The organism is uncultured Gemmiger sp. (genome assembly GCA_944388105.1).
Taxonomy (GTDB): domain Bacteria; phylum Bacillota; class Clostridia; order Oscillospirales; family Ruminococcaceae; genus Gemmiger.
Map to the genome: position 1 here is coordinate 1 of CALXHN010000077.1, position 10,013 is coordinate 10,013.

Consider the following 10,013-nt stretch of genomic DNA (forward strand, 5'->3'; position numbering starts at 1 on the left):
ATAGCTCAGCTGGGAGAGCGCTTGAATGGCATTCAAGAGGTCAGCGGTTCGATCCCGCTTATCTCCACCAAAAAGACCTGAAACTTTAGTTTCAGGTCTTTTTTTATTCCAGGGCAGATATCTTTCGTGGTAGAACTCTGTTTTTATGTCTGGCTTGGGCCTGGAAAGAAATAAAGAGGTACAGCAATCGCTAAGCTCTTTTTAGAATTTCTCGGCTGAAGGAATTTATATTGAGTATGACTGGATTTTACAAAAATCATGTGCTACACTCCTTTTATATTGATATGCAAAAGGAGGCCGGTTCTCATGGGCGACCCACACGTTCTGGAAAAAATGCATAATGGAGAAATTTACGATCCTGGCGATGAAGGCATTGTTCAAGAACAGCTGAATTGCCTGGAATTACTGTACGAATATAATTCAACCCGCCCGCACGAGCAAGAAAGGCGCCAGAACCTTCTGCAAAAGATGTTTGCAGAAATAGGCGAGAACTGCTACATCGAACCGCCTTTTTACGCCAACTGGGGCGGACGGCATGTCCACTTCGGCAAAAATGTCTATGCCAATTTCAACTTGACTTTGGTAGATGATACCCACATTTTTGTGGGAGATTATACGATGTTCGGGCCAAATGTTACAGTGGCTACAGCCGGACATCCAATTTTGCCGGAGCTCCGTCAACGGGGGCTGCAGTACAATATGCCGGTACACATCGGCAAAAACTGTTGGATCGGAGCAGGGGCAGTTTTGGTCCCGGGGGTTACAGTTGGCAACAATGTGGTGATTGGCGCGGGCAGTGTTGTGACAAAGAATCTGCCGGATAATGTGGTGGCCGTTGGAAATCCGTGCAGGGTCCTGCGTGCTGTGAATGAACATGACAAGAAATACTATTTTAAAGATCGTGAGATTCCCAACGAACTTTTGTGATTCACTGCTGCGTGAAGCCAGACACACGGAAGGATAAATAGCGCTAGAATTCTGATTAAATCTCCATATAGTAGGTTGAATTTTACCTATTTTGAGGTATCCTGTAAATGAGGTGATTTCTATGACTCTTGACACCCGAGAGATGATTTCCGTGACCGAAGCCAATCAGAATTTCTCACGGGTGACGCGAATAGCCGACCAGTGCGGAAAAGCAGTAATTTTGAAAGGAAACCGTCCTCAATATCTGTTACTGGATATTGAGACTGATCCCAGGCTTCTGTTGTCCGAGGATGAACTAATTGGCATTTCTGCAACCCGTATTTTCAAAAAGCATCGCGCTGCTTTTGAGGAGTTGGCAAAATGATTAGATTGTCTACACAAAAAATACTTCAGCTCCATCGCTTTCTCATACAGGAAACCGGCGGTCTGGACGGCTTACGCGACGAGGGCTTGCTTGACTCTGCTGTCCAAGGCCCGTTTGCTACTTTTGATGGACAGGAACTCTACCCTCATTTGGAACAGAAAGCCGCTAAACTGGGATATACACTTGCCAAGAATCACGCCTTCCTGGATGGAAACAAACGAATCGGTACTTACTCGATGCTGATTTTTTTGGACGTAAATGGCGTAACGATGGAGTATTCTGATGATGATCTGATCTCTTTGGGCTTTGGTATCGCAGATGGTTCTATGGATTATGAAGAGGTTCTTGCATGGGTTCAGGAGTATAGAGCATAACAAGGCTTTCTTTAAGGATATCCGTTGCGTCGAACCAGAAAGAAGAATCTGCGAATAAGATTCTAGGGCGGCTCCAATGTACAGAGCCGCCCTAGAATTTACATAATAACAAAGAAAAAGCACCAGCCTTTCGGTTGGTGCTTTTGGTGGAGATAAGCGGGATCGAACCGCTGACCTCTTGAATGCCATTCAAGCGCTCTCCCAGCTGAGCTATACCCCCAAGCTTTTGTGTTGCCGTCAGGCAACGAAAGTAATTATAGCAGGGGAAGCTCTGTTTGTCAACACCTTGCAGCAAAAAAATAGCATTTTTTTCTTATGCGGCATAAAATGGCGGGAATCACCGCTTCAGCAAAGGAGGTATGCCTTTTGCGCCGCAGATGCCAAAGGAAACCGCGTCCCCTTCGGAGATGCATGATCTCAGGCTTTTTAACTGCCGCACTATGTGTGGGTACTTATCTCTATATCGTGCAAACATCTTTTAAGCCCACTCTGGAAGAATTGGCAGAATACGAATGTCGAGCCATCGTGGTGCAGGCCATGAACCGCGCTGTCAACGAAGAAATGGAAACGCACCCCGAACGATACGAAACGCTGTACAACATGGATTATACAGCCGGGGGAGAACTGATCGCGGTTCACGCCAATACCGCTTCATTGAATCAGGCCCGTTCCGCCCTGATCCAGGCGGTTGAAACTGCATTGTCTGTTCTGCAGGAAACCGATCTGGAGATTCCTTACGGAAGCCTCACCGGCATTACCGCATTCGGAGGACTTGGTCCCTCCTGGAAGCTCACATTGCTGCCAGACGCCTATGTGGAAGGCACTTTGCGGGAAGAGCTGCACTCCCTTTCGATCAACCGAACACAATACTCCATCACCCTTGACTTGCAGGTAACCATCAGCATGGTGCTGGACGGCAACACCGCCACTGCACAGGTAAGCGATCAGATTCCCGTTGTCAGCATGCTGCTCAACGGAGACATTCCCGCATATTACGCCGGAACTCAATAATGCCCTTTCTGTTCGGTGTGGTATTCGGATTCCATTTTTGCTGTCACAAATCCTTGATGGCTATACAATCCGGTGTAACCGGTAAGCGCATGACAAATGCCGCATACAACACCAAAGAACAGCAGCCCCTGGGCATCAAACACCTCGACAGCCAAAGCCAAAGAAGAGAACAGACAATTGGTTGCACCGCAGAACACCGCCACCATTCCCAACGCTGCGCCAAACCCGGCAGGCAGCCCAAACAGCGGGGCCGCCACACATCCGAAAGTTGCACCGATAAAAAAGCTGGGAACCACTTCCCCGCCCTTATACCCGGCCGCCAGCGTTACAGCCGTAAAAAGAATCTTCAGCAGGAAATCCTGCGGCAGAGCTTGTCCTTGTTCGATAGCCTGCTGAATCACCTCTGTACCAGCCCCGTTATACCTCATAGAACCGCACAGCAATGTGGCCGCTACCACAATCACGCCTCCCACCAGAACCCGCCTCCAAGGGCTTGGAAACCAACGCTGCATGCGACGCCCCATAAAGCGCAGAAAAGCACAGAAGAACATCGTAACAGCGGCACAGGCCAAACCAAATCCGGCAGTTTGTACAAGAGGCAAAGGCGCAGTGTCCGGTGCTGTGATTGTAAACCGAACCGGCGTAACCTGCAGCACCGTGCAGAGCCCGTACGCCACAAGAGAAGCAGCATAGGCCGGGATAAAAGCCGCGTAGAACACCAGTCCTACATTGATGACCATCATGGCAAACATGGTGGCCGCCAGCGGCGTGCCAAACAGTGCGGTAAAAAAGGCCGCCATGCCGCATATGGTCGCCACACGGCAATCGTGATCCGACAGGTGCAGAAGCTTTCCGGCATGCCAGCCGATATCTCCCCCCATCTGAAGGGCAGCCCCCTCACGTCCCGCACTGCCGCCTGCCATATGGGTCAACACGGTTGCCACAAAGATGGCTGGCAGCAAAAGTACCTGCAAGGGTTTTCCGTCCTGCACTGCATCAATAACAGCATCGGTCCCCTGCCCTTCCGTACGGGTAACCTTATAAACGGCTACGATCACAAGTCCCACCACGGGCAGGGTAAACAAAAGCCAGGGGTATCGGGTACGCAGAGATGTAACCGTAACGATAGCATGGTAAAACGCAGCACCGATACCCCCGCACAAGACCCCGACCACCGCCGCCAGCACCAACCATTTGGCCAGCAGCAGCGTACTGGTCCGCACGCGCAGCCAGCTCTCACGGGCACGCTGCATATATTCTTTTTTCATCCACATTCCGCTCAATTCCGCTCACAAACTTTCGATAGCATTCAGCTTGCGTACCATTGTCTCATACCGCAGGCAATAGGTCAGTGCCGTATCGCGGGTAATGCGTTTTTGCGCATAGAGCCGGCACAGGCTGTCATCCATCGTACACATGCCTTCCGATGCCCCTGCCTGAATGGCAGCGTCGATCTGATGGGTCTTTGCCTCCCGGATCAGGTTCTTGATCGCAGCATTGTTGTTCATCACTTCAAATACCGCCGTCTGACCTCCGTCAGTGGTGGGGATCAGCTGCTGACTGATAACCGTCTGCAGCACCATGGAAAGCTGAATTCGCACCTGGGCCTGCTGGCTGGCCGGAAACACATCGATAATTCGGTCGATGGTATTAGCGGCCCCGGTAGTGTGCAGCGTGGAAAAAAGGAGCTGGCCGGTTTCGGCGGCGGTCATGGCCACTTCGATGGTTTCCAGGTCGCGCATTTCCCCCAGCAAAATCACATCCGGGCTTTCCCGCAGCGCGCTGCGCAGGGCACTGACATAACTGGGGGCATCGCTCCCGATTTCGCGCTGGGTAACAATGCTGCGGTCATGACGATGGATATATTCGATCGGATCTTCCATAGTGATAATGTGAGATTCCCGATGATGATTGATGGAATCGATCAGACAGGCAAGCGTTGTGGATTTGCCGCTGCCCGCCGGTCCGGTGACCAGTACCATCCCCTTGAGTTTTGCCGCCGCCTGCATGACCTGAGACGGAATGCCCAGAGCGTTCGGATCCGGCAGGCCAAACTGGATCACACGCAGGACCATGGCCAGGGTACCGCGCTGGTGGAGCACATTAGCGCGAAAACGCCCCATATGCGGGATAGCAAAGGAAAAGTCATCATCTGCATCCGGAATTTCCATCCGGGCAGGATTGCGACCGCAGAGGGAATAAATTCCTTCCACGAATTCACGGGTTCCCTCGGGCATCAAACGTTCACCCACACGCTGTTGTCTTCCGTTGACCTTGTATGTCAACGGAAGGCCGGCAATCACAAAAATATCCGAAGCGCCTACATCCAACGCCTGCTTCAAAACATCCAGAATCTGATTCATGGTATCGTTCCTTTCACATACCCTTCCAGAGATCCAACGTCTGATCCGGCTCCCAGTCGGCAGACAGACGCCAAGCCAAAATCCGATAGGCTGCCGGGGAATCCGGCTGGGGAACTTTCGGCTCTGCAACAATCTGCAGAGTGCTGTCCTCCAACGTCACCACCGTTTCCAGGGTACCATCTTCCTGAAAGACCGTTTCCGCCGGGGCTTCCTGCTTTCCTTTCAGGTACGCATCCATCGCAGCCAGGGCCTCCTGCCCTGCGCTTTCCATCTGTGCCTGACTCTGCAGGCCGGACAGTGCTCTATCGGCCATGGCAAGGTCCGCCTGTGCTGTTGCCAGTGCCAGAACCGCCAGAACCGCCAGACAGATGAGAACCGCCGTTATCAGCAGGGTCATTGCCCCGGTCCGCACAGGGCGATGGGTAAACTCTGTGCCTTTCTCATTCATGACTGCCCCGCCTCCTTATCGGATGTCAGTTCCGGGCAATACAACGAAGTTGTCACCTCGCCCAGCGGCTGTTCATCCGGCTCCGATGCCGATTTGACACAAATATCCGCAAGGATCATCCTTCCTGTCGGCCGGCTTTCTGAACGCAGTTCCATTGCCACACAGTACCCACCATCCGGCTGCTCATTTCCCTGGTTATCACAGCAAAATTCCAGTTGCGCCTGTCCCTCTGTTTTTGCCTGTTCCGTTGCCGTCCGATAAGGTTCTGCCTGTGCCGAAAAGTCAGCAGAGACTGTCTGAAGGATCAAAGCCGCATCGGTTTTCCCACGGGCGCGCTCGCCAAGATACTGTGCCGCTCCGAATACCCGGATAAGCACGACCAGCGCTGCCAGCAGGAAAAGCAACAGGAGCAGGCTTTCGATATAAAAGGAAAGATTTCTATGCCGGTTCATGAATTGCTCTCCTCCGTGTGCAGAAACACCCGAATGGTCCCCTGATCGGTTGTGACTTCAATCTGTTGGCCTCTCCGTCTCGCCGCAAACGTCTGTGTTTTTGCCACTGCCTGCGCATTTTCGGGGGAATAGGGCGTCCCCTCTGCGGCGTATTCCTCCACCAGCTGCCCCTCGTAAAGATAAATGCGGGTCTCATATCCGGTATCTGCTCCCGTATCCGACAGGATCAGGGCATCCCCCTGAGGTCCCTCCGCCACAGAAACAGCCTGAAACTCATCGGCAGCCCGCAGCCGTGCAGCCACATAACTCAGACTGGCGCGAACCGCTTGATTTCGAGTCTGGCTTTCCGTAAGAGCCCTATAGACCCGGGCGCCAAATACGGCCAGCACCAACACACAGCCCAGCATCAGAACAAACAGAGCCAGAGAGAATGGCGCCGAATTTGGACGCCGTTTTTTCTGATCGTGCATGCTGCTGTGCCCCTTTCTTCAAACATCCCTGTACAGCAGGGTCATTACTTTTCCAGAACCGTGATATCCGGCAGCTGGTTGGATGCAAACACATCGTACGTTACAATAAAGCGGGCGTGGTTGATCTGTACCCCGTACTCCTGTTCCAGAACATCCAGACTTTCCGGATATTTGCCTTCCACCGCATAGCATTGTACCGCGGCATCCAGTACCGTCTGCCGCAGAGCTGCGGCAGCCTGCTCTTCCATATCTTTATCGATCAGATCGTACAACCAGACAGTCCCGCACAGGGCAAGAATGAGAAGTGCCACCGACACGAATACGTTGAGAATACGGCGACCAAAACTTCTTTCCGGACGATCATGAAACATAGCTGCCTCCTTATCCGATAGATCCCAGGATCCCGATCAGCGGCAGCATGGTGGAAATGAGGGCGACCCCAACTGCGACCGTAAGAAAAGCCGACAGCATCGGTTCCACTCTGTCCACGGCGCTGTCGATGCGGGACTGTGCATCCTGTGAAAACAGTTCCGCCAAACGCTGCAGGACCGGTTCCATGGAGCCGCTGCGTGCTCCGGAAATCAGCATACGACCATAAAGAGGTTCAAAGAGTTTCTGCTCATACGCTGCTGTGGCAAGCCCCACGCCTTTTTCCTTCATCTGCGTACGGCAGGCTTCCACCCGTCGGGCCACCTCTTCATTTTCCACCATTTTACCGGCCGACTCCATGGCAGCATCCACATCCACACCACTGGCCACATAAAGCAAAAGGACCTCGGTAAAATTGGCCAGGGAAAGTTGTTGTGCAATACCAGACAGCACCGGCAGATGTTCCGCCAGTCTCTTGAGTACGGCCAGACCCCGAGGAGACCGTGAAGCCGCCACTGCGGCAATAAGCAGGATCGCCGCCAATGCCGTGACAACAAGGGCCAGCGTACCAATGATATACGCCACACGGATATACGCATAGGAGGAGGTGGTCAGATCTCCTGCCAGACTTATGTACACACCCGAAAATACCGGCAGCACTTTGGCCAGCAGCACTCCCAGGATAGCGGACATCAGTACCAGCAGAACCAGTGGGTACAGCACTGCACTTTTCAGTTTTGTCTCCAGCCGGCTGCGGCTGCCATAATAGGCTGACAAACTGCGCAGTGTCTGCTCAATGCGTCCGGTGCTTTCCCCCACCCGGATCATGTCCGATACATGCCCAGGGAAAAAGCCGCTCTGTTGGATTGCCTCGGACAACGTGCCCCCCTGAAGCAGCAGGAATCTCTGAATAGATTTAGCTGCATCATGAAATCCGCCCTGTGTGCTGTCCTCGCTCAAAAGGCCGGCCGCCTCTTCTGCTCCGATACCGGCACCCAGCATCATGGCCATATTTTCGCAGAAAACGCTGACAGCCAGACTCTCCAGTTGTTTGTTTGCCATCCTTGTACCCCCTCATCAGTAGGTCAAACGATCGGTATAGCCGGTGCCATCGCCGGTATATGCCGCCGACGCGCCTGCCGCAAAGGTCAAGTCGATGCGCTCCCAGCTGTGAGCCGGTGCTTCGATCTTGACGGTGATCCAACCGGTCTCCTCCAGCCAGATCATGTTCCACGCATGGTAGAGTTCTCCCGGCTGCACATAACCGGTTATCAATTTTGTGGGAATTCCCTGGCTGCGCAGCATGGCCGCCGCCAGACTGGCGTAATCATAGCAAATGCCTTTGCCGGAATGGAGCGTTTCGTCCGGATCCGGCAGATAACCGGCCTGCACCGTCTCCGCCTTTTGGGTATCGTAATCAATGTTGTTTTGAATATACGAATAGATATTGGCCACAACACCGGCTTCTGTACCGGCCTGGGCCGCCAGTTCCGCAGCTTTTGCCACACAATCGGAATCCGCTGTATAGTTTACCATCTGATTGGGCCGCAGAAACGGAACAAGTTCATTTTCCAGCTGTACAGAAACAGTAGCGGAATAGATTTCTGCATACTTGTCTTCTGTGGTGTTCTGCATCACCCGGAAGGTGTATTCCCCGCTGCCGCTTTGCAGGACGTAACACTGCGGCGTACCGTCGTTGGGAAGATCGTAGTTGTATTTTACTTCACCGAACAGAACCTGAAATTTCAGGCGCTTGTCACCGGTACCGCGGGCAGCCACATATCCTTGGCTCACATGGGAAGTGTCTATCTGCACCCCGTTTTCCCCTCCGGCTGCCTGGGCATCAAAAACGCTGGTCTGCATGGGTGGGGCCGTGTATCCGCCGCCGGTAGTGTCCGGCACCTGCTGTTGATTGTCCTGTCCGGCGCAGGCCGCCAGCAAAAACACCATGCACAGGCAAAGCAACCCCTGCCATATCTTTTTTGCCAAGCGGCCACCTCCCTGCCCGGAAACCCACGTTGATAATCAATTTATTATACGACCAAACCGGCCCTTCGTTCAAGCGTTTACAAGAACATTCCGCAAAAAACGAAGCCGGCCAGGTTCCTCTTACGGAGAACTTGTGCCGGCTGGCAATTTACTATTTTTTATCAACTGCGAAAACGTTCAGCTGCGGTGGAGACACACCATCGCGGTCAAAAAAGGCTGCTTGCCATCTCTGTTTCCAAAATGCACTTTTACAGGGTTTCGGAGTGAAGAAGGGTGCCTGCCAGATCTTTCCAGACAGCACAGTTTCCTTCCAACACCATATAGCTCCGGGCGGAGTTTTCCTTGGGAATAGAGACGGACCCCGGATTGAAGTACCGGTTGTCCTGTCCGAAAACCTGCCAAGCCGGGACATGGGTATGCCCGTGCAGCAGAATGTCACCCGGATGCAGGGCAGGCAGCTGTCCCAGATGGTAGTGGTGGCCGTGCGTGGCAAAGATCATCCGTTCTTCTGTCATCAGCAGACAATAATCCGCCATGACAGGAAATTCCAGCACCATCTGGTCCACTTCGGTATCGCAGTTTCCCCGGACACAGACCAGGTCCTGTTTACGGGCATTGAGCATCGCTGCCACAGCTTTGGGCTCATAGCCTTGTGGCAGATCGTTGCGCGGTCCATGATAGAGGATATCCCCCAACAGCAGCAGACGATCCGGTTGTTCCCGGTCCATTGCCTCCAGGAGCTGACGGCAGTACAGCGCGGAGCCATGGATGTCGGACGCAATCATCAGTTTCATCTCGGTATCTCCTCTCAGAAAGTAAGGCGCATCTGATGCCAACGGACTCCACCATGTAGCGAACCGCAGAATCCTTCATCGGCGAATCCCAGGTTTCCGTAATAATGCAGGCGATGTTCCTTACAGGTCAGCACCAGGCCTCGCCGGCCCTGGCTGCGTGCATGCTCAGTCATGGCTTTCACCAATTGTGCCCCATACCCGCGGCAGCGGTCCTGCTCGCGCACATCCAGTCCGAAAATCATCTGCCACGCTCCCTGCTCATTATGCAGGTCCGCCTGCTCGTACATCCGGTCCTCCAGATCCGGCAGGTCAGTGACCATACCGTTGATAAACCCGACCAGTGACTCGCCATCGGTCAGAAGCAGAAAATGGGATGCAAAAACACGCAGGCGCGCTTCCAGCGATTGCCTTGTGGCGGCTTCAGCCGGGGGAAAACAAGCGGCTTCCAGCGC

General features: G+C 53.2%; 14 protein-coding genes and 1 tRNA gene. 4 read left to right on the forward strand and 11 right to left on the reverse strand.

What is annotated here, in order from left to right; genetic code table 11:
- Window positions 1-306 precede the first annotated feature (306 nt).
- From Q0K17_RS08630 to Q0K17_RS08640, 3 genes are all read left to right on the forward strand, one after another.
- Window positions 307-927, forward strand: coding sequence for a sugar O-acetyltransferase (locus tag Q0K17_RS08630; RefSeq protein ID WP_294542306.1), 621 nt, complete (start codon window positions 307-309; stop codon window positions 925-927).
- A 121-nt stretch (window positions 928-1,048) separates the two neighbouring features.
- Complete coding sequence (locus tag Q0K17_RS08635) at window positions 1,049-1,291, forward strand: type II toxin-antitoxin system Phd/YefM family antitoxin (protein WP_294542309.1); 243 nt, start codon at window positions 1,049-1,051, stop codon at window positions 1,289-1,291.
- Window positions 1,288-1,665: a type II toxin-antitoxin system death-on-curing family toxin gene (locus Q0K17_RS08640; protein WP_294542310.1), complete on the forward strand. Its 378-nt coding sequence runs from the start codon at window positions 1,288-1,290 to the stop codon at window positions 1,663-1,665. The genes Q0K17_RS08635 and Q0K17_RS08640 overlap by 4 nt, the downstream gene beginning before the upstream one ends.
- 144 nt (window positions 1,666-1,809) lie before the next feature.
- On the opposite strand, the gene Q0K17_RS08645 is transcribed toward Q0K17_RS08640, so the two are convergent.
- Window positions 1,810-1,885 (reverse strand) — tRNA-Ala (locus Q0K17_RS08645).
- A gap of 107 nt (window positions 1,886-1,992) precedes the next feature.
- Here Q0K17_RS08645 and yunB point away from each other — a divergent pair.
- On the forward strand, window positions 1,993-2,676 hold the full coding sequence (yunB, locus tag Q0K17_RS08650) for a sporulation protein YunB (RefSeq protein WP_294542311.1): 684 nt from the start codon (window positions 1,993-1,995) through the stop codon (window positions 2,674-2,676).
- Here the strand turns inward: yunB and Q0K17_RS08655 are convergent.
- From Q0K17_RS08655 to Q0K17_RS08700, 10 genes are all read right to left on the reverse strand, one after another.
- On the reverse strand, window positions 2,670-3,929 hold the full coding sequence (locus Q0K17_RS08655; protein WP_294542312.1) for a chloride channel protein: 1,260 nt from the start codon (window positions 3,927-3,929) through the stop codon (window positions 2,670-2,672). The two genes, yunB and Q0K17_RS08655, sit on opposite strands and share 7 nt — an antisense overlap.
- A 36-nt stretch (window positions 3,930-3,965) precedes the next feature.
- Entirely contained in the window at window positions 3,966-5,039 is a 1,074-nt protein-coding gene (locus Q0K17_RS08660) for a PilT/PilU family type 4a pilus ATPase (protein ID WP_294542313.1), read from the reverse strand.
- 13 nt (window positions 5,040-5,052) lie between these two features.
- Window positions 5,053-5,487 carry a hypothetical protein gene (locus Q0K17_RS08665; RefSeq protein WP_294542315.1) on the reverse strand — a complete coding sequence of 145 codons (435 nt, stop codon included), beginning with the start codon at window positions 5,485-5,487 and terminating at the stop codon, window positions 5,053-5,055.
- On the reverse strand, window positions 5,484-5,939 hold the full coding sequence (locus Q0K17_RS08670) for a hypothetical protein (protein WP_294542316.1): 456 nt from the start codon (window positions 5,937-5,939) through the stop codon (window positions 5,484-5,486). The genes Q0K17_RS08665 and Q0K17_RS08670 overlap by 4 nt, the downstream gene beginning before the upstream one ends.
- Window positions 5,936-6,409 carry a DUF4860 domain-containing protein gene (locus tag Q0K17_RS08675; protein ID WP_294542318.1) on the reverse strand — a complete coding sequence of 158 codons (474 nt, stop codon included), beginning with the start codon at window positions 6,407-6,409 and terminating at the stop codon, window positions 5,936-5,938. Before Q0K17_RS08675 ends, Q0K17_RS08670 begins: the two co-directional genes overlap by 4 nt.
- A gap of 44 nt (window positions 6,410-6,453) precedes the next feature.
- Window positions 6,454-6,780, reverse strand: coding sequence for a hypothetical protein (locus Q0K17_RS08680; RefSeq protein ID WP_294542320.1), 327 nt, complete (start codon window positions 6,778-6,780; stop codon window positions 6,454-6,456).
- Window positions 6,781-6,790: 10 nt separating this feature from the next.
- Window positions 6,791-7,840: a type II secretion system F family protein gene (locus Q0K17_RS08685; protein ID WP_294542322.1), complete on the reverse strand. Its 1,050-nt coding sequence runs from the start codon at window positions 7,838-7,840 to the stop codon at window positions 6,791-6,793.
- Window positions 7,841-7,855: 15 nt separating this feature from the next.
- Window positions 7,856-8,767, reverse strand: coding sequence for a transglutaminase-like domain-containing protein (locus tag Q0K17_RS08690; protein ID WP_294542323.1), 912 nt, complete (start codon window positions 8,765-8,767; stop codon window positions 7,856-7,858).
- Between the two features lie 248 nt (window positions 8,768-9,015).
- Window positions 9,016-9,561: a phosphodiesterase gene (yfcE, locus tag Q0K17_RS08695; RefSeq protein ID WP_294542325.1), complete on the reverse strand. Its 546-nt coding sequence runs from the start codon at window positions 9,559-9,561 to the stop codon at window positions 9,016-9,018.
- A 14-nt stretch (window positions 9,562-9,575) separates the two neighbouring features.
- Window positions 9,576-10,013, reverse strand: a 438-nt coding sequence (locus Q0K17_RS08700) for a GNAT family N-acetyltransferase (protein WP_294542327.1), incomplete at its 5' end; no start/stop codon positions are given.

What these genes read in the sequence shown, in the direction of transcription:
- Q0K17_RS08665 (WP_294542315.1), bottom strand. Translation starts at nt 5,487, where the DNA reads ATGAATGAGAAAGGCACAGAGTTTACCCATCGCCCTGTGCGGACCGGG.
- Q0K17_RS08660 (WP_294542313.1), bottom strand. Translation starts at nt 5,039, where the DNA reads ATGAATCAGATTCTGGATGTTTTGAAGCAGGCGTTGGATGTAGGCGCT.
- Q0K17_RS08630 (WP_294542306.1), top strand. Translation starts at nt 307, where the DNA reads ATGGGCGACCCACACGTTCTGGAAAAAATGCATAATGGAGAAATTTAC.
- Q0K17_RS08655 (WP_294542312.1), bottom strand. Translation starts at nt 3,929, where the DNA reads ATGCAGCGTGCCCGTGAGAGCTGGCTGCGCGTGCGGACCAGTACGCTG.
- Q0K17_RS08640 (WP_294542310.1), top strand. Translation starts at nt 1,288, where the DNA reads ATGATTAGATTGTCTACACAAAAAATACTTCAGCTCCATCGCTTTCTC.
- yfcE (WP_294542325.1), bottom strand. Translation starts at nt 9,561, where the DNA reads ATGAAACTGATGATTGCGTCCGACATCCATGGCTCCGCGCTGTACTGC.
- Q0K17_RS08635 (WP_294542309.1), top strand. Translation starts at nt 1,049, where the DNA reads ATGACTCTTGACACCCGAGAGATGATTTCCGTGACCGAAGCCAATCAG.
- Q0K17_RS08675 (WP_294542318.1), bottom strand. Translation starts at nt 6,409, where the DNA reads ATGCACGATCAGAAAAAACGGCGTCCAAATTCGGCGCCATTCTCTCTG.
- yunB (WP_294542311.1), top strand. Translation starts at nt 1,993, where the DNA reads ATGGCGGGAATCACCGCTTCAGCAAAGGAGGTATGCCTTTTGCGCCGC.
- Q0K17_RS08670 (WP_294542316.1), bottom strand. Translation starts at nt 5,939, where the DNA reads ATGAACCGGCATAGAAATCTTTCCTTTTATATCGAAAGCCTGCTCCTG.
- Q0K17_RS08685 (WP_294542322.1), bottom strand. Translation starts at nt 7,840, where the DNA reads ATGGCAAACAAACAACTGGAGAGTCTGGCTGTCAGCGTTTTCTGCGAA.
- Q0K17_RS08680 (WP_294542320.1), bottom strand. Translation starts at nt 6,780, where the DNA reads ATGTTTCATGATCGTCCGGAAAGAAGTTTTGGTCGCCGTATTCTCAAC.